The sequence below is a fragment of the Poseidonocella pacifica genome, assembly GCF_900111875.1.
Lineage (GTDB): Bacteria > Pseudomonadota > Alphaproteobacteria > Rhodobacterales > Rhodobacteraceae > Poseidonocella > Poseidonocella pacifica.
On sequence record NZ_FOJU01000002.1, the window covers coordinates 290,128 to 313,897 of the forward strand.

Here is a 23,770-nt window from a genome sequence, read left to right on the forward strand (position 1 = left end):
CCTTGTGCCGGGGTTTCTTGCTTTCGCGTGCCGCAATCCCACAGTTTTTCTCGCAGAGCGCCGGACCGTGTGCCCGGCGCTCCTGGAAACGGTCAAGCAGTGGCGGTGGTCAACGCCTGATCCAGATCGGCAATGATATCTTCCACATCTTCGATCCCGATTGAGATACGCACGACATTCGGGGCAGCGCCGGCTTCAATCTGCTGCGCTTCGTCCAACTGGCGGTGCGTGGTCGAGGCAGGATGGATGATAAGGCTTCGCGTATCCCCAAGGTTGGCAACATGGCTCAGCAACTTGAGGCTATCCACCAGTTTGACGCAGGCGTCATAGCCGCCCTTCACGGACACGGTGAAAAGCGCCCCTGCCCCCTTGGGCGTGATGGTCTTTGCACGTTCATACCAAGGTGAGGACGGCAACCCGGCATAGGTCACGGCCTCGATCCGGGGATCTTTTTCCAACCACTCCGCGACCGCTTTTGCGTTCTTCACATGCCGCTCCATCCGCAGGCCGAGCGTTTCAATCCCCATGAGAGTGTAATGCGCGCCCTGAGGGTTCATCGTCATCCCCAGATCACGCAATCCGATCGCAATGGAGTGGAAGGTGAAGGCCATGGGACCGAGTGCTGAGAAATTGAGCCCGTGGTAGGCAGGTTCAGGCTGTGACAGGGAGGGGAACTTGTCGCTCGCCGTCCAATCGAATTTACCGGAATCAACAACTACGCCGCCCGTGACGGTCCCGTTGCCCGTCAGGTATTTCGTCGCCGAATGAACCACGAGCGTCGCACCGTGGTCGATTGGGCGGCAAAGCCACGGCGTTGCTGTCGTGTTGTCCACGATGAGCGGAATGCCCGCACGCTCAGCGATCCGCGCCATCGCGGGCAGATCGGTTACGTAGCCACCGGGATTGGCGATAGTCTCACAGAAAAGGGCGCGTGTATTCTCGTCGATAGCTGCCTCGACGGCATCGAGGTCATCAGTATCGACAAAGGTCGCCGACCAGCCGAACCGGCGGATTGTCTGACTGAATTGTGTGATCGTGCCGCCATAAAGGCGGGAGGAAGACACGATATTGCACCCCGGTCCCATCAGCGGAAACAGCGCCATGATCTGCGCCGCATGGCCCGATGAACAGGCGATCCCCCCCGCGCCACCCTCAAGCGCTACGACCCGGTTCGCGAGCGCGGACACTGTTGGGTTGGTCAAGCGCGAGTAGATATACCCCACCTCTTCGAGATTGAAGAGCTTGGCGGCGTGGTCTGCATCCCGGAAAACATAGGACGTCGTTTGATAGATCGGAACTTGCCGCGCGCCGGTTGCCGGGTCCGGCTCCGTCCCGGCGTGGACGGCGAGGGTGTCAAATCCAAGGGTTTGATCGCTCATCGGGTATCTCCTCCATTTTTCACGGACCCTACGTAAATAGAACCCCCATTGGAAGAGTGCCCGCACTGCGAAAGATGAAAGAAACCGGCCCCTTCGATGGGCCGGTTCCCGAGCTTATGCCGCCAGTTCGCCCGCGAGGCCGCGATCGATCAATGCGACAGTCTCACTGACCCCATAGAGCGCAATAAAGCTGCCGAAACGGGGCCCCTGACTTGCGCCCAGAAGCACCTCGTAGAGCGCCTTGAACCAATCGCGCAAGGGATCGAACCGCTCACGCCCGCAGGCGAACACCAAGCCCTGAAGCTCTTCGCCGTCCTCTGGCCCTTCCCACGCCGCCAGCCCCGCGCGGAGCTCTTCGAGAGCCTCCCGCTCCAACTCGGTCGGCGCGCGGAAAACCCGCGCCGGCTTCACGAAATCGGTGTAGTAGCGCACCGCAAATCCGGCCGCCGCGTCGAGGTCCGGATGTGTTTCCGGGCTCGCCTCGGGGGCATATCGCTGGATGTACCCCCAGAGCGTTTCCTTGTCGGCAGCACCAGCCACGGACGCGAGGTTAAGCAACATCGAAAACGACACGACCATCTTGGATTCAGGCACATCACCGCCGTGGATATGCCAGACCGGGTTGGCGAGTTGCGCCTTCGTGTCCTGATCCTGATAGGCGCGCAGCTGTTGATGATACTCGTCCACCATCTTGGGGATGATATCGAAGTGCAACCGCTTGGCCGTCTTGGGCTTGAGATACATGAAATAGCTCAGGCTCTCCGTCGAGGCATAGCGGAGCCAGTCGTCGATCGACACGCCGTTCCCCGAAGACTTGGAAATCTTCTGTCCGCCCTCGTCGAGGAACAACTCATAGGTGAAATGCTCCGGCGGACGGACTCCCAGCGCCCGGCAAATGCCATCGTAGATCGGCGTGTTGGTGCTGTGATCCTTGCCATACATCTCGAAATCGACACCCAGCGCCGCCCAACGCGCCCCGAAGTCAGGCTTCCACTGCAGTTTCACGTTCCCGCCGGTGATGGGGAGCGTCCACTCACGGCCGTCCTCGTCATCAAAGGTGATCTCGCCGCGCTCCGCATTGACCTTCTTCATGGGCACGTAGAGCACCTTGCCGGTTTCCGGATGGATTGGCAGAAAGATCGAATAGGTCTGTTGGCGTTCCTCCCGGAGCGACTTCAGCATGATCTTCATGATATCGTCATAGCGCTCTGCCGCGCGCAGCAGTATCTCGTCGAACTGCCCCGAGCGATAGAATTCCGTGGCCGAATAGAACTCGTACTCAAAACCAAAAGTATCGAGGAACCGCCGCAACATGGCGTTATTGTGGTGGCCAAAGCTCTCATGCGTGCCGAACGGATCGGGGACCGTGGTCAGTGGTTCCTGCAAGTGCTCGCGCAGTTTGTCCTGATTAGGAACGTTGCCAGGCACCTTGCGCATCCCGTCCAGATCGTCGGAGAAACAAATCAGCCGCGTCGGGATTTCGGAGAGCGTCTCGAAGGCGCGGCGGATCATCGTCGTCCGCAACACTTCGCCAAAGGTGCCGATGTGCGGCAACCCGCTGGGGCCATAGCCCGTCTCGAAGAGCACGTAGCCCTTTTCCGGCGGCGCCTTCTCGTAGCGTTTGAGAATCCGGCGGGCCTCCTCGAAGGGCCAGGCTTTCGAATTCATCGCGGCATCGCGCAGCTCAGACATCACGTCTCTCCGATCGGTTTGCGCACCCTTTGCGCAGGTGTCGCTTCCTATTGCCCCGCCGGGTCCGCGTCAATATTCTGCGCTGCAACGTGCATAAGGAAGGAAACGCCAATGTCAGATGAGACACCACATCCGCTGTCGCCGCAGGATTGCCTCGTGGCTGTCATGATCGCGGTTTCTGCATCCGATGAGCAGATGCGCACTTCCGAGCTGGTAAAGATCCAGTCGCAGATAAATCACCTGCCGATTTTCGCCGAATATGACGTGGATCGCCTGGAAACCATCGCCCAACTCGTCTTTGATCTCTTTGCGGAGGAGGACGGTCTGGATGCGCTTTTTGGGCTCGTGCGGGAAAACCTGCCTCAACATCTGTTCGAGACGTCCTATGCCTTGGCCTGTGATGTGGCCGCCGCAGACGGAAACCTCAATGAAAGTGAGCTTAGGCTGCTGGAGGAAATCCGCTATGAGCTGAGCATAGACAGGCTACATGCTGCGGCGATCGAACGGGGTGCACGCGCGCGGCACCTGCGCGACTGATCTGCGTCAGGCCGCCCGAACACCGCTTTCCTGAATGAGCGTGCCTGCTGCGTAGAGTTCCCGCAGGCGCGGCAGGGGGAGTGGGCGTTGAAACAAGAAGCCCTGCATCTCTGCATATCCCTCCTTCGCGAGGAAATCACGTTGCGCGGCCGTTTCCACCCCCTCAGCTAGAAGCGTCTGCCCCGTTTGCCGCGCGAGGGAGGCGACACCTCGGATCACGTAGCGAGCGCGGGGCATGGTTTCCAGCCCGCGGACGAATGTCTGGTCCAGCTTGATCTTGTCGAAATCGAACTCGAAGAACACCTCAAGCGTGTTGTGGCCTGTTCCATAGTCGTCCAGCGATACCCGAACCCCAAGCGCGTGAATTTCTTCGATCACGCGCTTGGCCGTCGCCTTGTCGTGAATGATCCCCGTCTCGGTAACTTCCAACTCCAGCCGGTTCGCTCCAATCTTGGTCTCACGCAAAATGCGGCGCAGAAGCGACGGGAAGCCCGGATCGGTAAGCTGGCTCGAATCGACGTTTACCGCCACGTGAAGGTCTTCTCCCCAACCGACGAAATCCGAACATGCGCGCCGGAGCGCCCATTCGCCCAATCGGCTGAGCATGCCCGTTTCCTCTGCCAATGGAATGAAGACACCCGGAGAGATCATCCCATGCTCAGGATGCCCCCAACGCGCCAGCGCCTCAAACCCGATAACCTGCGGGGTACCGTCGCTATTGATGCGGATTTGGGGCTGATAGTGCAGATCCATCTGGCCAAGTTCCATGGCCACGCGCAGATCGAGCGCCAGCGTATCGCGTTCACGCTTTTCGCTATGGGCCGAGGCATCGAAGAAATAGACGTCGCCGAGGCGCTGCGACATCGCCTGATCCAGCGCGAAGTCAGCGTGCAGCATGGCAACTTCGGTATCGGCAACCCCAAGCGGATTGGTCACGACGCCGAGCACGATCTCAAAGCGGTAGATCCGGTCACGGTGCATGAACTCCACTGGCGACAGGGAACGAACAAGGGTTCTGACCGCTTCCTGCGCGAAGGATGCCTCGTTGCTGTCGACCTTCAGAATAAGATAGAAACACCCCCCCTGCCCGTAGCCCACGGCGCAGTCCTCCCCCAGCGTTTGCGCCAGAACCTCACCCAAGGTTTGCAACCACTGCCGGGTCGTGCGGGGGCCGACGGTGCTGCGTGCCTCTTCATAGCCTCTCAAGCTCAGACCAATCAGCAGGATCTTTTCATTCCGCTCGTCGCGGGTGCGCATCTCATGCATCATGCCTGCCCTGCTCAGGCAGTTGGTTTCAGGATCCGTCAAAAGAATCGTGTCGTTGCGAAGGGCAAAGAGCTCGGCGCTGCGTTTGTCCATAAACGTGCCGGCGATCCCCATGCTCAGGATAAGCCCTGTCAGGATCATGACGAATTCGGGCAGCATCTCACGCCCCATGAAACGCACGGGAATCGGGCTGGCGATACACATATCCGTCATCATCGAGGCCATGCCACCGAAATGCACAATCCCCACAGAGACGGCAAAACATGCCGCACGCCCCCACATCGCGAGATTGCTGTCCCGCCGGTCAAAGCCGGATGCGAATACCAGTGCCGGGATCGTCGCGAGTACGATGGTCAATGCGACAATCCCGCGATTGTGCATCATCCCGTGTTCCATGATGAGCCCGGTCATCCCGACGTAGTGCATCGTGGCGACGGTCCCCACCTGCACCAAGCCCGCCACGAGATGGGGCCTTCTCAGGCGATGCTCGCGCAGAACAGCGGCAGATACACAGAAGCCTGATATCGAAATGAGGAACGACAGGAAGGTCGGTGCCGGCTCGTATCCGGTGACCAGTTCAGGGGTATATCCGATCATGGCGAGAAAATGCACCGACCAGACAGATCCGCCGGTTACTAGGCCCGCAAGCCAAATCCAGTAAAACGCCGTGGAGCGTACGGATTCCCGCGCGCGGGCAAAGATCGGCAAACTCGTGCGTGCAGCCAGCACACCCACGGCAAGCGCCAGTACCACCAGCACTGGATCATGCGCGCTCACCAACTCCCAAGCTATTTGCATTCGCCCGTCCCATTCATCAACTTGATGGGACGCTAAGCCTGAATTGGTTTCAACTTTGACAAACCGGGCCGCCAAAAACCGTTCGAATTGTCAATAAGCAACGTCAAAGGGCCTCAGCCGGCGTCCTCGCCTAGGAATCCGCCCGATTGGCGTTCCCAGAGCCGGGCATAGACACCGCCCATTGCCAGGAGTTCGCTATGGGTTCCATCCTCGGCGACGCGCCCTTCATCCAGCACCACGATCCGATCGAGTTGCGCAATTGTCGACAGCCGATGCGCAATGGCGATAACCGTTTTACCCTCCATCAAACCGAACAGCGTCTGTTGAATCGCGGCTTCCACCTCTGAATCCAGTGCCGAAGTGGCTTCGTCCAATACGAGGATGGGCGCGTCCTTCAATATCACCCGAGCGAGAGAGATGCGCTGCCGCTGCCCGCCAGAGAGCTTCACACCACGTTCGCCCACATGCGCGGCATAGCCGCGCCGCCCCCGAGGATCGGAAAGCTCCTGAATAAAACCATGCGCCTCGGCCCGTTTCGCCGCCGCGATCATCCGCTCATCGCTTGCGCCGGGTTCGCCATAAAGCAGGTTGGCGCGGATCGAACGGTGCAACAGGGAACTGTCCTGACTCACCATGCCGATCGCCTGACGCAGGCTCGTCTGGGTTACCTGTGCAATATCCTGCCCATCGATTTCGACATGACCGCTTTCGATATCCCGAAATCTGAGGAGCAAGTTGACAAGACTGGACTTTCCCGCACCGGATCTCCCCACGAGCCCAACCTTTTGACCCGGCTCGATCACCAATGACACGTGATCCAGACCGCCCCGTCCCTTGCCATAATGATGCGAGACATCGTGGAACTCTATCCTTGCCCGCGACACCTTCAGTCTGGGCGCGCCAAGCCTGTCCACAACTCTGTGTGGCTGTGCAATGGAGCGTAGCCCCTCTCGCATCGTTCCGGCTTGTTCGAACATCCGAACGGCGACCCACATGATCCAACCGCTCATCCCGTTGATCCGCAACGTCAGGGCAGAGACCGCCGCGACCTCACCGAGGGAAACGAACCCACGAGACCACATCCAGATCGCCGGGCCCATCATCCCAGTGATGAGAATGCCGTTTATCACGTTGAGACCAAAGGATAACTCCGTCATCAGGCGCAGGAACCTCTGGAACCTCAGGCGCAGACGTTTCATCGCGGAAAGCACATAGCCCTCTTCCGCGCCGTCCCCTGCAAAGAGCTTGATCGTCTCGATGTTGGAATAGGCATCGACCACGCGGGCGGTCACCATGGAACGCGCATCCGACCACTTTTCCGAGGCCGCGCCGACCCGCCGCGCGATATTCCGTACATAGAGCCCATAGAGCACGACCCACGCCAGCAGCGGGAGCGCCAGCACTGGCGCGATCCCTGCGAGGATCACCGCCGCACCAAGCACGTAGGAAAGCGAGTACCAGACCCCCTCAAAGGCCATGTAAGTTACGTCCTCCACGGACTCGCCCTGCTTCATCACCCTGTTGGCAAGACGGCCAGCAAAGTCGTTCTGGAAAAACCCGGCGGATTGCCCAAGCATGTGTTTGTGCGCCCGCCACCTCACCTGTTCCTGCATGTTGCCGGCCAACATCTGTTCCAACAGGAGGTGGTTGAACATGAACACACATGGCCGCAGCAGCAAAATGAACAGGGCCGCCAAAAGCAATTCGGTCCCGTAACTGGCGAAGAATTGCTGCGGCTCCGCGCCTTCCATCAGGTCGATAACCCGCCCCGAATAGAAGATCAGCCCTGTCTCGATCAGTGCCACCACAACGCCCGATAGCGCCAATACCATCAGGCCACGTCGAAATGGGCGAAGCTGAGATTTCAGATATGGCCAGAGGGCTTTGGACGGGGTTTCAGCGGGCGCGGACGCGAACGGATCCACGAGATTTTCGAAAAAGCGGTACATGACGGAGTCCGTAGAATTTGGCAGGGAGCAAGGGCAAGCGGGGCGGGCCAAACGGCCGCCCGAAACGGGATCGGCCGCGTCAGACGCGCTCGGTATAAATCCCGTCGTTCATGCTTACACCTCCGTCATGAGTCGGATCTTTCCTACCGTAGCTGAGACAAAATGTCACCACTCGGCTTATGGGGACGATTATCCTCTCTTGGCCTGCCCACCATGGCCTCTGCCACGGATCGGCGTTCCAGCCACACCACTCGCCGAAAACGCTCTGCGCTACATTCAAGCGGTGCTCAAAATGAAAAGGGCGGCACAAAGGCCCAGCCCCTAACGGTAAATGTTGAAGCCCACAGCAGAAGTTGTGGGCTTCTTCCGTCTATGCGGATCAGCAGAGACATTACTCGGAATCGGACGACCCGCTGAGTTTGCAGGTCGCAGTTAGCCGGGCCTATTTCATTGGAATAGGAAACGCGTCAGAGCGGTCGAGTCGGGCCGTAATCGTTTTTGGTCTGGGGCTGGCGGTGAAAGCGGAGGGCGAGGAGTGAAGTTCTGGTCGATATACTTCGGGAGCATCTTGACGCCGCCTGTCATCCTGCTTGTTCTATGGGAAGTCTGGGGCTTGTCTCTTCATGCACTCTGGTGGCTCGCTGCCATCTATCTCCAGATCTTCGGAATTATCCTTCTTTCCTTGCTATTGTTGTGGCCAGTGGCCGGTTTTCTCGCAATCCCTTTCGTAGCCGTGGCTCGTAGGAAGCGCAACGACAAGCAATGGACCGGCCGATACCCCAATAATCCTTCGCCGGAAGGACCTAAGTCGTGATGACTTGATCTCGCCGCACCTACAGCAGATCCCGCTCATAGACCCGACCTCGCGCCAGCCCGATCCGCATCGCGGGCGTCTGTCTGTCCACGCCGGGCTCCATCCAGTTGTGGTAGAAGCGATAGATCTCGACGAGCTTCGACAGCACGACGGGGTCGTAGAGGTGATGCCGAGCCCAGACACGGCCGTGGCCGTTCGTCGTGATCTGCGGTCGGCTGGCGAAGCGCACATTCGAGCGGAAGCGGTGGAAGTAGCTGTCGACGCTGCGGAGCGTGGCCAGACGCATCAGCTTGGCCTTCTCCCTCGCTCCCAGGCCCGGATGGTCCGTGAGCAACAGGACGCGCTTGTTGGGCTCGCTCTTCGTGGGGAACGGATACTGGAACCAGGCGCCGACTGGCTCGCCGACGAGGCGGACAGCTCCCTCTTCATCGACGATCTGGCAGAAGAACTCGGACGGGATCAGGCTCAACTCGGCGTGGGTCAGCCCTGTCGCGGCGCAGAGGTCGGTCCGACCGTCGGCGACCACGCTCATGCGCGCGTCGTTGGTCATTGCCTTCTCGAAGTCGATGACGGCGAGATGCGCGCGCCCGGCCGATACCTCGGGCTGGAAGACTGTCGTGAACGATTGCTTGAGACCAGCGTCCCACCCATCACGAAGATCAGCGGGTCGTCCGTCTCGCCGATGTGGTCGCGTAGCCGCATCGCGTGGGCGAACTGCATCACATCGTAGCGCAGCATCGAACCCGTGGCAGGCAGCCCGTAATCCTCCACCTGCGGCAGCCCAGCGGCCTTTGCGAGCCGGGTGAGATAGGCGTCGAACTCAGTCTTCGTCCAGATGCGGGCGTGGCGCCGGAATGCTGTGGAAACCTGATCCTCATTGGCCGCGAGGGCTTGCGCTTCCGCTTCCTCCGGCGAGATCGCCGGGTCGAGCTGGAACGAGGCCTCCATGATGAAGCCCGAGCGCGCGTGTGCCGTGCAGAGATGCTGGAACACCACGGGGAAGCGACGCTTCCGGCTGGGCCAGTTGATGGTCAGCGCCTGGCTGTCGGTGGCGAAGCGAGAACCCACCTCCGCGAAGTCGATCCGGGAGAAGTCCTCCCGCCGCGACACGAAGCTTCTGACCTGGTCGTGATAGAACCCGATCCGCCGGTAGATGTCGCGATAGGACAGCCCGGAGATCTTCGCGGTCTTTGCCAGCGACAGGTCATTGCAGAGCATGTCGAGGACCAGACGGTTCTTGTCAGAGCGCTTGTGTCGGCGGGCCGGTCTGCCGGTCGAGAAGGTCTTCGCGCAGCCCTTGCATCGCCACCGCGGGTCTCCGCCTTTGGTCTTGCCGAAGCTCTGGTAGAGATCTGGATGCTCGCTGACAGGGAGATCCTGGTTCGCACAGCCCGCGGTGCGGCAGGCCGGTACGCACGGACCAATGTCGCTCAGGCGGCGCACCCGCTCGTGCTCCTCGAAGACCGCCCGGTTGTTCTTTACGCGGGAGGTTGTGCGACAGGCAGGACACTTGTAGAACTCTTTGTGCTTACCACCCGGAACCGCTCCGCGCGGCACGCCAGGTGGCGCGGGCGGAGACCCGTTCGGCCGCTTGAATGGATCTGGCAATAGGCCATACTGGGCGCAGGCCGGGTTGCGGCAAAAGTTGAGATCGACATCTGCTACAGGCGCAGGCAGTCTTCGGACCAGTGGCACGACCACTGCCCCCGAAGATATCTTCGAGACGCTCGACACCTTTTTTCTCCATTCGGATGACGGTCAAGCGTTGTGTCGAAGAGAAAGTTGGCCGCATTGCGGCCAACCGAAGTACTTTTTCAACATTTAGTGTCAGGGGCTGGGCACAAAGGCCGCCCCTCTTCTTAGGTTATATCCTGTAGCGCCGGATCAATTACGCTCGGCAAGCTCCGGATCAACACCCGTCCAGGCGGTGCGATCGATGTCGAGATCGGGAAACTCCTCCGGGTGCAGAACAGGACGATCCACCCCGGCTGCCAGTTGTTGGCGAAAGTCCTTGAGAAGCCGCAAGCACGTCGGCAACAGCATCATGATCACCACGAGGTTGACCACAGCCAGCACGCCCATCAGCGGATCGGAGAAGAAGAAGACCGCCGTGGCTCCGGGTGCGACCGCGCCAAGGAAGACGATGCCGATAATTGCCACCCGCAGCACATTAAGTGCCATAGGGCTGCGCGTCATGATCGTCAGAGCGTTCTCCCCCAGATAGTAGTTGTAGATGATCGAACTGAAGGCAAAGAGCAGGATCATCGCCGACAGGAGATACTGCGACCACTCCCCGAGATGCGACACCAGTGACTGCTGTGTAAGAGCGATCCCGTCGATCCCTTCGGCACCGGGCACGTACACATCCCCGAGCAGGATGATGAACGCCGTGCAGGAGCAGATGAAGATCGTATCGATGAACACCGAAAAGCTCTGGGTTATGCCCTGACTGATCGGGTGACGGACATCCGCGGTGGCGGCCACGTTGGGTGCGGAACCAAGCCCCGCTTCATTCGAGAACAGCCCGCGACGCAAGCCTTGAGCCAGCGCGGCACCCATACCACCGCCGACAGCTTCACGAAAACCAAAGGCGTTTCCGACGATATCGGCAATGACGCCGGGCAGCGATGTTATGTTCATCAGGATGATGATGAGAGCCATCAGAATGTAGCCAAGCGCCATGACGGGAACGACCACGTCAGCCACCTTGGCGATCCGGTGGATGCCCCCAAAGACGATGAAGCCCGCAACCACGGCCAAGACACCACCAGTAATGAAACGGCTGATTCCGAGGCTATCCTGAACCGCGCCCGCGACCGTGTTGCCCTGAAATGCGTTGAACCCCAATCCGAAGGCCGCGATCAGGCAGACGCCATAGATCACCGCCAACCAGCGGAACTCTCCCCCCAGACCGTGCAAGATCGACCGTCCGGGCCCGCCGCGAAAATCACCGGTCGGTTCGCGCCGCTTGTAGAGTTGGGCAAGGGAGCATTCCACGAGGCTGGTGGCCATGCCAACCAACGCGATCGCCCACATCCAGAAAACCGCACCCGGCCCGCCAAGGGTAATCGCCACCGCGACGCCCGCGATGTTGCCACCGCCCACGCGTCCACCGACAGAGATGAGCAAAGCCTCGCGTGCGGAAATGGCGTTGGGGTCGCCCGATTGGTTCTTCGAAGACAGCACACGAAACATGCGGGTAAAGAAGCGGAACTGCGAGAATCCAGTCAGTGCTGTGATGAAAATACCAAAGATCACCAGCAGGGGAATTAGCGACCATCCCCACGTCAAATCGCCGATGAGGCCGAAGAAAGATTCGAGTAAGCCCATATGCCTGTCCCCTATTGTGGTTGTCTTCGTAACGGAATGTTAACGCAAAAGTTGGGGAGGTCACGCAGGCATTTGCCGCAAAGTCCGTCTTTCCCCTCAATTCAATGCGTGGGGCCGCGCAGTTGTGTCATGATCTCCCGCGCGGCCATGGCCGAACTGGTCTCCCCCAATGCAACGGCGGTTCCGAGACGCGCCAACTCCGCCCGCATTGCGGGGGTTTGCAATTCCGAAAGGAGCGCGTGCCGAACCTCCTCCGTGAACCAGTACCGCGCCTGCTCGGCGCGCCGCGCGTCGAAGTGCCCCTCCGCCCTGCGCCAATCGGCAAGGCGCTGCATCTCGGTCCAGGCCACGTCAAGTCCCGTTTGTTCCACGGCCGAAACCATCATTGCCTTTGGGAAGCCCTCCGGGTCCTGAGGGCGCTTGCGCAGCAGCCGTAGCGCACCGGCATAATCGCTGCAGGTCCGCGTGGCCGCAGCCCGCAAATCGCCATCCGCCTTGTTGACGAGGATAATGTCGGCAATTTCCATAATCCCGCGTTTGACACCCTGAAGTTCGTCGCCGCCGGCGGGCGCGAGCAGCAGCAGGAAGAGGTCAGACATCTCTGCAACCACTGTCTCCGACTGCCCGACCCCCACCGTTTCGATTATCACGACGTCGTATCCCCCCGCCTCGCAGAGTGCCACGGCCTCTCGGGTGCGCCGCGCGACCCCGCCCAGATGCGTTTGCGACGGAGAGGGGCGGATGAATGCATTCGGATCACGGGACAGACGTTCCATGCGGGTCTTGTCGCCGAGGATCGAGCCGCCCGTACGCGCGCTGGTCGGATCGACCGCCAAAACCGCAACGCGCAGCCCCTGAGCCGTCAGCATCTGTCCGAAGGCCTCGATAAACGTGGATTTGCCGACGCCGGGGGTGCCCGACATTCCGATCCGCAGGGCTTGCCTCCCGGACCGCGCGAGGATTTCCAGAAGCCGCGCCGCCTTCTCGCGGTGGTCGTCCCGCAGACTTTCCACAAGCGTGATGGCACGGGCCAACGCCCGTCGGTCGCCCGCGAGGACATTTTCGGCCAGGCTCTCGATCTCCATACGCGCCTCCTTTTGGCCCGTTATCCCGCGCGGCACCGCGCCATGCAAGGTGCCCCCTATACCCGCCCGCGCCCTTCCCGCATAACACCCCCCATGACGACGACCTTGCCCATTCATGACGCATTGCCTGACCTCATCGCGGCGCTTCGCAAGGACCGTCGCGCCGTGCTGCAGGCCCCGCCCGGAGCGGGCAAGACGACCGTCGTTCCGCTCGCCCTTCTGGATGCCCACCTGACATCGGGGCGCATCCTCATGCTGGAGCCGCGCCGTCTTGCCGCCCGCGCGGCAGCAGAGCGGATGGCCCAGACGCTCGGCGAAGAGGTTGGCGGGACCGTGGGTTACAGAATACGCGGCGAGGCCCGCACCTCCCGAACCACCCGGATCGAAGTTGTGACCGAAGGGATCCTCACTCGGATGATCCAGAGTGATCCCGGTCTGGACGGTATCGGCGCCGTGATCTTCGACGAATTTCACGAGCGCTCCCTCAACGCGGATTTCGGCCTCGCCCTTTGCCTCGAGATCGCCGGCGCCCTGCGCGAAGATTTGTTGCTCATCGCCATGTCAGCAACCCTTGATGCCGGTCCGGTGGCAGAGTTGATGGACGCGCCGCTCATCACCTCAGAAGGCCGTAGCTTTCCAGTGGAAACCCGCTGGCTCGACCGCCCCTTGCCTCCGCGGGCGCGGTTCCCCGAGGCCGTATCGGATCTCGTCACATCCGCCGCCGCGGAGACGGAGGGCGGCATACTCGTCTTTCTGCCCGGAGAGGGTGAAATCCGCCGCGTCGAATCAATCCTGAAAGGTCGCCTCCCGCAGGGTGCGAACGTGCAGCCTCTCTTTGGCGCGATGGCCTTCGAACGACAGCGCGCTGCTCTCGCACCCTCCAAGAGCGGCCGGAAAGTGGTCTTGGCAACCTCGATCGCGGAGACATCACTGACCATCCCCGACATCCGCGTGGTGGTCGACGGCGGACGCGCCCGCCGCGCGCGCTTCGACCCCGGAACGGGAATGTCGCGCCTCGTAACCGAGCGAGTAACCGCCGCAGAGGCGACGCAGCGCGCCGGACGCGCAGGACGGGTGGCGCAAGGGATCGCCTATCGGCTCTGGACGCGCGGCGAAGAGGGCGGACTTCTCCCCTTTCCACCTGCGGAGATAGAGTCCGCCGACCTCACTGGCTTGGCGCTGGAACTCGCTCTTTGGGGAGCATCGCCCGAGGAGTTGCCGTTTCTGACCGCGCCCAATCCCGGCGCATTTGCCGAAGCTCAAGCACTTTTGCGGATGCTGGGCGCGCTCGATCCCAGAGGGCTGATTACCTCGCATGGGCGCGCGCTGGCCGCGTTGCCGCTTCATCCGCGCCTCGCACATATGCTGAGCATCGCCGGGAAAGATGCCGCGCCACTGGCAGCTCTCCTCGCGGACCGCGACCCCTTGAAAGGCGCGCCGGCGGATCTCTCCTTGCGTCTCGAAGCCCTCCGCGATCCCTCGGGGTTCGAAGCGCGAAGACCCTATGGGCTGAACCGTGGCGGAATCGAACGCATTCGGACCGAAGCGAAGAGACTGGCTCGGAGCGCCGATGCGAAGCAAACGGCCGATGCCGCGCAGATGGCCGCGCTCGCCTATCCCGACCGCATTGCGTTGCGCCGAAAGGGTGATACTGCGCGCTTTCATCTATCGGGGGGATCGGGGGCCTATTTGCCCGACGACGACCCACTGGCGGGGCAGCAACTTCTGGTTGCCACCGACCTCGACGGCGATCGAAGAGAAGCCCGTATTCGGCAAGCCATTCCGATCTCCGAGGCGGAACTACGTGATCTCTTTCCCCAAGACATCGCGTGGCAGGACGATTGCAGATGGTCGCGGCGCGACAGACGCGTGGTCGCGCGGCAGCAGGAACGGTTCGGCGCGATTGCCCTTGATGATCGCATCTGGCGTGATGCTCCCGAAGACCTGGTCGCAAGGGCGATGCTCGATGGGGTCCAGGATCTGGGCCTGAAATGGACCCCCGCTGCTCGTCGTTTCGCCGCCCGCGTGGCGCTCGTGCGAGAGGCGGATCCAAACCTGCCCGATCTGAGCGAACCGGCCCTGATGAAAACGCTCGAAGAGTGGCTCTTGCCGCATCTTGGAGGCGTGCGAACGGCAGAGGATTGGAAAGCCTTCGACATCCTTCCGGCGCTCCAAGCACGCTTGGACTGGCCTCAAATGCAAGCCCTCGACCGAGCGGCCCCGGCACATTTCACCACGCCTCTAGGCCGCAAGATTCCCATCGACTACTCGCCTGAGAACCCTGAAATCTCCCTGCGCATTCAAGAAATGTTCGGCCAGACGGAGCATCCGTTGGTCGGCCGAACGCCCTTGCGGGTTACGCTGCTCTCGCCTGCGGGTCGCCCGGTACAGACCACGATGGACATTCCGGGCTTCTGGGACAGTTCCTATGCCGACGTGCGCAAGGATATGCGCGGGCGCTACCCGCGCCATCCGTGGCCCGAAAACCCCCGAGACGCCGACCCTACCCTCCGGGCGAAGCGTCGGACCTGAACCGTGGTCAGGATCGCCGTGCGGCAAAGAACCCGCGCAGGAGCGACTCCGATTCCCCCGCGCCGATTCCGTCATAGACCTGCGGGACATGATGACACTGGGGATGCTGAAAGATCCGTGCCCCTTGCGCGACGCCGCCGGATTTCGGATCTGCCGCCCCATAGTAGAGGCGCGCAACACGCGCGAAAGAGATCGCCGCCGCGCACATCGGACAGGGCTCCAGCGTGACGTAGAGATCGGCCCCCTCAATCCGCTCGCTCCCCAAAGCGGCGCAGGCTGCCCTGATCACCAGAACTTCGGCATGAGCGGTCGGATCGCTCAACTCTCGGGTGCGGTTGCCCGCTGTCCCCAGAACCTCCCCATCGCGCACGATAACGGCGCCCACCGGCACCTCGCCCCGCTCGCCTGCGGCCCGTGCCTCCCTCAATGCCATCTCCATGTAAGATCGAAACACGCAGCGCTCCTGCTTTTCAGCCCGCGCGTTTTCCTCTATCGCATCGTGCATGAGCAAGGACACCCCCAAAGGCGAGCGTATCGCCAAGGTACTCTCCCGCGCCGGCATCGCCTCGCGCCGGGAAGCCGAACGCATGATCGAAGCCGGCCGGGTTTCCGTCAATGACGAGATCATCGGGCGCGCCGCGCTCAATGTGACGGATGCCGACAAGATCACCGTCGACGGCAAGCCGATCGACGCACCGGAACCCCCGCGCCTCTGGCTGTACCACAAACCCGTGGGCCTCGTGACCACCACGAAGGACGAACAGGGGCGCCCTACGATTTTCGACGAACTTCCCGATGACCTGCCACGGGTCATGTCGGTCGGCCGGTTGGACATCAACTCCGAAGGATTGCTGCTGCTGACGAACGACGGTGGATTGAAGCGCAAGATGGAACTGCCTTCCACAGGGTGGCTGCGCAAATACCGTGTGCGGGTCAAGGGGCGCCCACAGGACACCGATTTCGAAGCGCTCCGCAAGGGTATCGTGATCGAGGGCGAACGGTTTCAACCGATGACCGTGACGTTGGACCGACAGCAGGGCGCGAACGCTTGGATCACCGTGGGACTGCGCGAGGGCAAGAACCGGGAAATTCGCCGTGCAATGAACTCCGTCGGGCTGTCGGTAAACCGTCTGATCCGGATCTCTTATGGCCCCTTCCAACTCGGCACGCTGAAGACTGGCGATGCCGAGGAAATCCGCCCAAGGATCCTGCGCGACCAACTCGGGCTTGGCCCGGCCCCCGAAGCGCCGCCACCGCGTACAGTTCGCCGCCGAAAGCGCTGATCCGGCCCAAAGAGCGTTTTATTTGGGGGTTGCCTGCTGTATTTTGATGGATAACTGATACATGCAAGGCGTCACGAACAAAAAGGGGTGGCGAGGCAGATGAGCGGACCGGGCCTTCAGAAGATCGCCTTTGTCGTATTGATCGCACTGATCCTCTACGTCTCCTTCGGCGGAGGGGCCTGATCCATGGCCCAGCGTTTTGGCGGGCGCTATAGCCCGGACAAGAATGCCGCTGCGGGCACAGGACCGAAACCCGGCCCCTTCCAAGGTGCTCGTCGGAATCGCGCTGGCGGGCGGGTGAACCTGCTTTTTCTGGCACCGATCCCCCTTTTGTTCCGGGCGTTCACCTCAGAGCCGATGGTCATGGCCCTCTATCTGCTGTCATTTGGGGCGCTCATCCTCGCGGCTTGGCTCACGCGCGAAGGGTTGAAGGCCGAAGCCGCCTTCGAAGCGCGCAAGGTTGCCCGCCGTCCCGCCATGCCGCGCAAGATCGCCGGATCGTGCCTCACCGGGATCGGTCTCGGGCTTGCAGGCGCTGCTGGCTTTGGCGCGGTGGAAGCAGGGATCTTTGCCGTGATCGGCGGGGTGGTGCATAGCTTTGCCTTTGGTCTCGACCCGCTACGCAGCAAAGGCATGGATGACGATCACTTTCAATCCGACCGGGTCGCCCGCGCTGTGGATGAGGCGGAAGCTGAGCTTGCCGCGATGTCGGAGGCCGCCATCCGTGCCGGGGACCGGTCGGTCGAGGCGCGGGTCGAGCAATTTCAAGCCACGGCACGCGCGCTCTTTCGTACCGTGGAAAACGATCCACGCGATCTGAGCGCCGCACGAAAGTACCTGTCCGTTTACCTACGCGGCGCGCGGGAGGCCACAAGCAAGTTCGCGGACCTTTATGCCCGGCGCAAAGACCCAGAGGCATTGGCGGATTATCTCGCGCTGCTCGACGATCTGGAGCGGAATTTCGCGGCTCGTACAGAGCGGCTCCTACTGGATGATCGTACGGATCTGACCGTTGAAATCGATGTATTGCGCGAAAGGCTCGCCCGCGAGGGTATTCGCGCCGAAAAGACTTAGAGAGAGGACCCCTCATGTCAGAGACCACCCGCAAGGAAGCCGAGAAAACACTCGGCATGGTGCAGGAACTCAACGCGACCGTACTGCCCGATCCGGCGGACTCATCCGAGGTCGTCGCGCTGCAAGAGGCCGATGAGGCGTCGCAAGGCGAAATTCGCAAGCGCATGGACGAGATCGACATGGGTGACACCAACTCTATTGTGTCCTTCGGGAGTGCGGCGCAAGAAGAGTTGCAACAGATCAGTCAGTCGATGCTTGCTGGCGTCCGCAACAAGGATGTCGGGCCAGCGGGTGATTCCTTGCGCGATATCGTGAGCACGATCCGGGGTTTCTCCGTCTCCGAACTCGATATGCGGCGCAAGCGCAGCTTCTGGGAAAAACTGCTTGGACGCGCCGCGCCCATCGCAAAGTTCACCGCGCGCTATGAAGAGGTTCAGGAACAGATCGACCGGGTTACGAACGACCTGCTCCAGCATGAGCATGCCTTGCTGAAGGATATCAAATCCCTCGATCTGCTCTATGAAAAGACGCTCGCCTTCTATGATGAGCTTGCGCTCTATATCGCGGCGGGCGAAGCCAAGTTGAAGGAACTCGACGAGGGCGAGATCCCCGCAAGAGAAGCGGAAGTCGAAAGCGCGCCAGAGGGCGAGCAGGTGATGAAAGCTCAGGAATTGCGGGACCTGCGCGCCGCGCGTGACGATCTCGAACGCCGTGTCCACGATCTCAAGCTCACGCGACAGGTCACGATGCAATCCCTCCCTTCGATCCGCTTGGTGCAAGAAAACGACAAGAGCCTCGTGACCAAGATCAACTCGACGCTCGTCAACACTGTCCCGCTTTGGGAAACGCAACTGGCGCAAGCCGTGACCATCCAGCGTTCCACCGAAGCGGCCACGGCGGTCCGTGAGGCGAACGACCTGACGAATGAACTGTTGACCGCGAACGCCAAGAACCTGCGCGACAGCAACCGCATCGTGCGTGAAGAGATGGAGCGCGGCGTGTTCGACATCGAGGCGGTCAAACAGGCGAATGCCGATCTCGTCGGCACGATCGAAGAAAGTCTGCAGATCGCCGATGAGGGCAAAGCCCGACGTGCGGCCGCTGAAGAAGAGCTCAACAAGATGGAAGTGGAGTTGCGCAACACGCTCGCGGCGGCCAAGGCCCGCAAAACGGGACTGGGCGATACGGCCTCCACATCCGTGCCCGGAGCCTGAACCATGCGCGCGGGATTGTCCGGACGTTTCCTCGCGGTGGCGCTGTTCGCGCTTGCCGCGTGCGAGACCGTGGCGCCCCCGCCGCCCCCAACCGAGCCTCCGGCACGGCCTACTCCGCCCGTTTCCGCAACCCCGGCTGAGCCATCTCAGGCCAGCAAGGACCTGGCGACCTATTACGCCCGCGTTCAGAATGATCTTTTGACCCGCGGATTGCTGCGCAAGGATGGCGGCGGCCCTGACACGCCCTTCAACGCACGCCAGCTTGCCGAGAACTTTGAGCGCATCGCGCTTTACGATGAGTATGGTGGGGGAACAGGGACCTTGTCCGGCCGCACCACCGCAAGTGTGCTGCGTCGCTGGGAGAAGCCGGTGCGGATCTCGGTGGAATTCGGCGCAACCGTGTCAAAGGACCAGCGCAAGAGCGATACCGCTCTTATCTCACGCTATGCCGCCCGATTGGCCCGCGTCACGGGGCACGACATCCGGATGGATGCGCACGCGCCCAACTACCACGTCATTGTCGCGGGCGAAGATGACAGGCCCGCCTTTGCCGCGCGCCTGCGAGAAATCGTTCCGGGCATCAACCCGGCATCGGTCTCGACCTTTGTGAACCTGCCGCGGTCCGTGTCCTGTGTCGTCTTCGCCTTTCCCGGAAGGACGGATTTTTCCTATGTAAAGGCGATTGCCCTGATCCGCGCGGAGCACCCGCCGCAGATGCGGGAAAGCTGTATCCACGAAGAGCTTGCCCAAGGCCTTGGCCTCGCCAATGACAGCCCCGAAGCGCGCCCGTCCATCTTCAACGATGATGAGGAATTCGGCTTGCTGACGAGCCATGACGAGTTGCTGCTCAAGATGCTCTACGATCCTCGCCTGCGTATGGGCATGACCGCCCGGGAGGCTCGCCCAATTATCGAAACCATAGCCGCCGAATTGACCGGCGGCCCCGTCTGAGGAGAGAGCCCATGGGCATTTTCGACTTCCTGTCCGGTGAGTTCATCGACGTCATTCACTGGACGGACAATACCCGCGACACCATGGTCTGGCGTTTTGAACGCGAAGGCCATGCGATCAAGTATGGCGCCAAGTTAACCGTACGAGAGGGACAAGCCGCCGTGTTCGTTCACGAGGGCCAACTCGCCGATGTCTTCACGCCGGGTCTCTACATGCTTGAGACCAACAACATGCCAGTGATGACGACGTTGCAGCATTGGGATCACGGGTTTCGCTCCCCCTTCAAATCCGAAGTCTACTTCGTCGCCACGCGGCGTTTCACCGATCTGAAATGGGGCACCAAGAATCCGATCATGTGCCGGGATCCGGAATTCGGGCCGGTACGGCTGCGCGCCTACGGCACTTATACCATCCGTATTTCGAACCCCTCTTTGTTCATGACTGAAATCGTCGGAACCGATGGGGAATTCACTGCGGATGAGATCACCTATCAGATACGCAATATCATCGTCACCAAGGCATCAGCGGCGCTCGCGGGTTCCAACCTTCCGGTGCTCGACATGGCGGCCAATACTGGCGATTTGGGTAAACTCATCGCCGCGCAGGTTTCCCCCCAGCTTGCGGAGTACGGGCTGGAGATGCCCGAATTCTATGTGGAAAACATCTCACTTCCTGCTGCCGTCGAAGACGCGCTCGACAAGCGCACCTCCATGGGAATCGTGGGCGATCTTGGCCGGTACACGCAGTTCAGCGCCGCCGAGGCCATGAGCAAGGCCGCTGAGCAACCCGGAGGCGGCGGCATGGGCGCGGGAATTGGCGCGGGTCTCGGCATGGCGATGGGATCGCAGATGGCGCGACAAGGTCCGTGGGGCGCGGCCCCACAAGCACCGGCGGCACCTCCGCCACCGCCCCCTGTGGAGCACGTCTGGCATATTGCGGAGAATGGCGAGACGCACGGACCCTATTCCAAGGCGCGCCTCGGGCGCATGGTGACAGAGAACAAGCTTGGTCGCGATACGCATGTCTGGACGGCCGGACAGGACGGATGGAAGCGTGCAGAGGACGTTGCCGAACTGGCTCAGCTTTTCACGGTGATGCCGCCACCCCCACCGGGATCATAGGCGGCCGGGAGCTTTGGTTTACCCTCTGATGCCGGATTGAAGCCCCGGAGCGCGGGATGCCCCAATGCGCTTGCCTCCGGCTTTCATGCACGGCGATGGGGCACCGATGTGAGCGATGCCGATCGCTATCTTTTGACCGTAGCCAGGGAGTGCGGACAACGTGAATGACACGGACCATCGTTTTCCATGCGAGAACTGCGGCGGCGACTATCGCTATGATCCGGCGGCATCGGCGCTCGTTTGTGTCCATTGTGGGCATCGCGAAGAGGTCTCCGAAGCTTCGCCCTGGCCCGGCGCTATCCCCGAACTTGATTTCAAGGCGGCGCTCAGGGACCAACTCGGCCGCGCGGAATTTGAGGAAACCCGTGTTTCCGCTTGCCCCAATTGCGGGGCTCAGGTCGAATTCGATCCCGATGTCCATGCCGCCGAGTGTCCCTTCTGCGCGACCCCGGTGGTGACGGATACTGGTGCGCATCGGCATATAAAGCCCAGGGGTATTCTGCCCTTCGCCCTCGCAGAGCCGGTCGCGCATGAGGCGATGGACAACTGGCTTGGCTCATTGTGGTTCGCGCCAAACGGTCTTGCACAGTATGCTCGCAAAGGGCGCAAGATGCAGGGGATCTACGTTCCCTACTGGACCTTCGACGCTCAGACACGCTCGGATTATTCCGGCCAGCGAGGGATCCATTACTATGACACCAAGACAGTGGTTCGGGACGGCAAGCGAGAAACAGTTCGCGTGCGCAAGACCCGTTGGCATCGGGCAACGGGGCGCGTTGCCCGGTTCTTCGACGATGTTCTGGTACTGGCGTCGCGAAGCCTGCCCAAGCGATACACGGATGCGTTAGAGCCATGGGATCTGTCCGCGCTGGAGCCGTATAAGCCAGAGTTTCTCGCCGGATTTCGAGCGGAAGGCTATCAGGTCGAACTCTCCGACGGGTTCGATCAAGCGCGCGAAAAGATGGATACGGTCATCCGACGTGACATCAAGTTCGACATCGGCGGCGATGCGCAGAAGATCGACTCGGTCCGCACTCAGGTCGAGGATGTGACCTTCAAACATATCCTGCTGCCTGTCTGGCTCGCCGCCTACAAGTACCGGGGCAAATCATTTCGCTTCGTCGTCAACGGCCGGACAGGTCAGGTACAGGGCGAGAGACCGTGGTCCTGGGTGAAAATCACTATCGCTGTGATCATCGGCGCGCTGCTTGCGGGGATCGTCGGCTTTTTTGCCGCTCAGGCGCAGTAGGCTTGCGCCAGCCACAGCCGGCGGGTTACGTGGAGCGAAGCAAAGAAGGAGGCCGTCATGATACTCAGCTGTGGCGAAGCGCTGATCGATATGCTCCCGCGGGAGACGGGCCAGGGCGAAGCGGCGTTCGCGCCCTTTCCGGGTGGAGCGGTCTTCAATACCGCCATCGCGCTCGGGCGGCTCGGCGTACCGTCGGCGTTCTTCTCAGGGCTGAGCGAAGATCTGTTCGGGGAAATGCTCTCCCGTGCCTTGATCGAAAGCCGGGTGGATGCTGCTTATGCGGCTGTCAGTGACCGGCCCACGACGCTCGCCTTCGTGACGCTCAAGAACGGTCAGGCGAAATATGCCTTCTATGATGAAAATACTGCTGGAAGGATGCTCCAGACGACTGACCTTCCCGTCCTCGGAGACGAAGTCGAAGCCGTGTTCTTCGGGGGCATCTCGCTTGCCGTCGATCCTTGCGGGGCCACGTATGAGACCATGATGGAGCATGAGGCCGCCCACCGGGTGACCATGATTGACCCCAACATTCGGCCCACATTTATCCGGGATGAACCTGCCTATCGCGCTCGCATCGGTCGAATGATCGCCGTCTCCGATATCGTCAAACTGTCGGATGAGGATCTGCATTGGCTCGAAGGCGCGGGGGATATTTCCGATCTGGCAAATGGCCTGCTGGCGCGGGGGCCAGAGTTGGTCCTGATCACGCGAGGGTCGGATGGTGCTTCTGGCTTTACCGCGTCCGGAGAAGTGCGCGTCGGCGCCACAAAGGTCGAGGTCGTCGACACTGTGGGAGCAGGAGATACGTTCAACGCAGGCGTTCTAGCGTCGCTGCACAAGGCGGGCGCGCTCACCAAAGCCGCGCTGGCGAACCTTGACGACGCCACTATCGAGGCCGCGCTGACGCTTGGCTCACGTGCTGCGGGAATTACCGTCAGCCGTGCAGGCGCCAATCCACCGTGGGAGAGCGAAATTTGAGAGCACTCCTGCAGCGCGTCACACGTGCGGCGGTCGATGTAGGGGAGGAGAGGATCGCGGAGATTGACGCGGGTCTTCTCATTCTGGTGTGCGCTATGGCCGGCGACTGTCCGGCCGATGCCGAACGACTTGCGGCCAAGATCGTAAAGCTCCGGATATTTCGCGACGACGATGGCCGGATGAACCGGGCCCTGAGTGACACAGGTGGTCATGCCCTCGTGGTCAGCCAATTCACCTTGGCCGCCGACACCCGCCGTGGCAACCGGCCCGGTTTTTCGGCCGCCGCCCCTCCCGAGCAAGGCGAGATGCTATACACCCACTTCGCCGACGCGCTTGAGGCGATAGGCATCAGCACGCAGCGCGGCAGGTTTGGGGCCGACATGGCCGTATCGCTCGTCAACGACGGCCCCGTCACAATCTGGTTGGACACGTCCGAATAGGTCCGGGCCGGCGTGGGAGAGCCACCGGCCCGGGGCTCCGCACCTCGCAACAGCGGGTCGCGAAGTTCTCCCAGCCTA

The 23,770-nt window shown here is 61.4% G+C and carries 19 protein-coding genes; 10 read left to right on the plus strand and 9 right to left on the minus strand.

Going from position 1 to position 23,770, the window contains the following annotated elements:
* Positions 1-92: 92 nt before the first annotated feature.
* A complete protein-coding gene (locus tag BM234_RS06550; RefSeq protein WP_092062094.1) occupies positions 93-1,379 on the minus strand; it encodes an O-acetylhomoserine aminocarboxypropyltransferase/cysteine synthase family protein in 1,287 nt (428 codons plus the stop codon).
* 114 nt (positions 1,380-1,493) lie between these two features.
* Positions 1,494-3,071, minus strand: a complete 1,578-nt coding sequence (locus tag BM234_RS06555; protein WP_092062098.1) for a lysine--tRNA ligase — start codon at positions 3,069-3,071, stop codon at positions 1,494-1,496.
* Positions 3,072-3,182: 111 nt separating this feature from the next.
* On the opposite strand from BM234_RS06555, the gene BM234_RS06560 reads away from it, so the two are divergent.
* Entirely contained in the window at positions 3,183-3,608 is a 426-nt protein-coding gene (locus BM234_RS06560) for a tellurite resistance TerB family protein (RefSeq protein ID WP_092062101.1), read from the plus strand.
* 6 nt (positions 3,609-3,614) lie between these two features.
* On the opposite strand, the gene BM234_RS06565 is transcribed toward BM234_RS06560, so the two are convergent.
* The 6 genes from BM234_RS06565 to meaB form a co-directional block, all read right to left on the minus strand.
* Positions 3,615-5,672: a bifunctional diguanylate cyclase/phosphodiesterase gene (locus BM234_RS06565; RefSeq protein ID WP_092062104.1), complete on the minus strand. Its 2,058-nt coding sequence runs from the start codon at positions 5,670-5,672 to the stop codon at positions 3,615-3,617.
* 113 nt (positions 5,673-5,785) lie between these two features.
* Positions 5,786-7,621 (minus strand): ABC transporter ATP-binding protein, encoded by a 1,836-nt coding sequence (locus BM234_RS06570; protein ID WP_092062107.1) that lies wholly within the window; start codon positions 7,619-7,621, stop codon positions 5,786-5,788.
* Positions 7,622-8,454: 833 nt separating this feature from the next.
* Positions 8,455-8,985, minus strand: a complete 531-nt coding sequence (locus tag BM234_RS06580) for a hypothetical protein (RefSeq protein WP_092062113.1) — start codon at positions 8,983-8,985, stop codon at positions 8,455-8,457.
* A complete protein-coding gene (locus BM234_RS06585) occupies positions 8,982-9,878 on the minus strand; it encodes a hypothetical protein (RefSeq protein WP_092062116.1) in 897 nt (298 codons plus the stop codon). The genes BM234_RS06580 and BM234_RS06585 overlap by 4 nt, the downstream gene beginning before the upstream one ends.
* A gap of 441 nt (positions 9,879-10,319) precedes the next feature.
* On the minus strand, positions 10,320-11,765 hold the full coding sequence (locus tag BM234_RS06590; RefSeq protein ID WP_092062119.1) for an alanine/glycine:cation symporter family protein: 1,446 nt from the start codon (positions 11,763-11,765) through the stop codon (positions 10,320-10,322).
* 101 nt (positions 11,766-11,866) lie between these two features.
* Positions 11,867-12,850: a methylmalonyl Co-A mutase-associated GTPase MeaB gene (gene meaB / locus BM234_RS06595; RefSeq protein WP_092062122.1), complete on the minus strand. Its 984-nt coding sequence runs from the start codon at positions 12,848-12,850 to the stop codon at positions 11,867-11,869.
* Between the two features lie 93 nt (positions 12,851-12,943).
* Here meaB and hrpB point away from each other — a divergent pair, with 93 nt between their 5' ends.
* Entirely contained in the window at positions 12,944-15,382 is a 2,439-nt protein-coding gene (gene hrpB, locus BM234_RS06600; protein WP_092063242.1) for an ATP-dependent helicase HrpB, read from the plus strand.
* Positions 15,383-15,389: 7 nt separating this feature from the next.
* Here hrpB and BM234_RS06605 read toward each other — a convergent pair whose 3' ends face one another.
* Entirely contained in the window at positions 15,390-15,887 is a 498-nt protein-coding gene (locus tag BM234_RS06605; RefSeq protein ID WP_245752533.1) for a nucleoside deaminase, read from the minus strand.
* Between BM234_RS06605 and BM234_RS06610 the strand changes: the two genes are divergently transcribed.
* From BM234_RS06610 to dtd, 8 genes are all read left to right on the plus strand, one after another.
* Complete coding sequence (locus BM234_RS06610) at positions 15,886-16,665, plus strand: pseudouridine synthase (RefSeq protein ID WP_092062125.1); 780 nt, start codon at positions 15,886-15,888, stop codon at positions 16,663-16,665. The two genes, BM234_RS06605 and BM234_RS06610, sit on opposite strands and share 2 nt — an antisense overlap.
* Positions 16,666-16,851: 186 nt before the next feature.
* Positions 16,852-17,739, plus strand: a complete 888-nt coding sequence (locus BM234_RS06615; RefSeq protein ID WP_092062128.1) for a 5-bromo-4-chloroindolyl phosphate hydrolysis family protein — start codon at positions 16,852-16,854, stop codon at positions 17,737-17,739.
* 14 nt (positions 17,740-17,753) lie between these two features.
* On the plus strand, positions 17,754-18,953 hold the full coding sequence (locus BM234_RS06620; RefSeq protein ID WP_092062131.1) for a toxic anion resistance protein: 1,200 nt from the start codon (positions 17,754-17,756) through the stop codon (positions 18,951-18,953).
* Positions 18,954-18,956: 3 nt separating this feature from the next.
* The gene (locus BM234_RS06625; protein WP_092062134.1) at positions 18,957-19,904 is read left to right on the plus strand and encodes a DUF2927 domain-containing protein; all 948 of its coding nucleotides are present in this window, start codon (positions 18,957-18,959) and stop codon (positions 19,902-19,904) included.
* Positions 19,905-19,915: 11 nt separating this feature from the next.
* The gene (locus tag BM234_RS06630; protein ID WP_092062137.1) at positions 19,916-21,025 is read left to right on the plus strand and encodes an SPFH domain-containing protein; all 1,110 of its coding nucleotides are present in this window, start codon (positions 19,916-19,918) and stop codon (positions 21,023-21,025) included.
* A 160-nt stretch (positions 21,026-21,185) separates the two neighbouring features.
* The gene (locus BM234_RS06635; RefSeq protein WP_092062140.1) at positions 21,186-22,274 is read left to right on the plus strand and encodes a TFIIB-type zinc ribbon-containing protein; all 1,089 of its coding nucleotides are present in this window, start codon (positions 21,186-21,188) and stop codon (positions 22,272-22,274) included.
* Positions 22,275-22,331: 57 nt separating this feature from the next.
* A complete protein-coding gene (locus BM234_RS06640) occupies positions 22,332-23,252 on the plus strand; it encodes a carbohydrate kinase family protein (RefSeq protein WP_092062143.1) in 921 nt (306 codons plus the stop codon).
* On the plus strand, positions 23,249-23,692 hold the full coding sequence (dtd, locus tag BM234_RS06645) for a D-aminoacyl-tRNA deacylase (protein WP_092062147.1): 444 nt from the start codon (positions 23,249-23,251) through the stop codon (positions 23,690-23,692). Before BM234_RS06640 ends, dtd begins: the two co-directional genes overlap by 4 nt.
* Positions 23,693-23,770 lie beyond the last annotated feature (78 nt).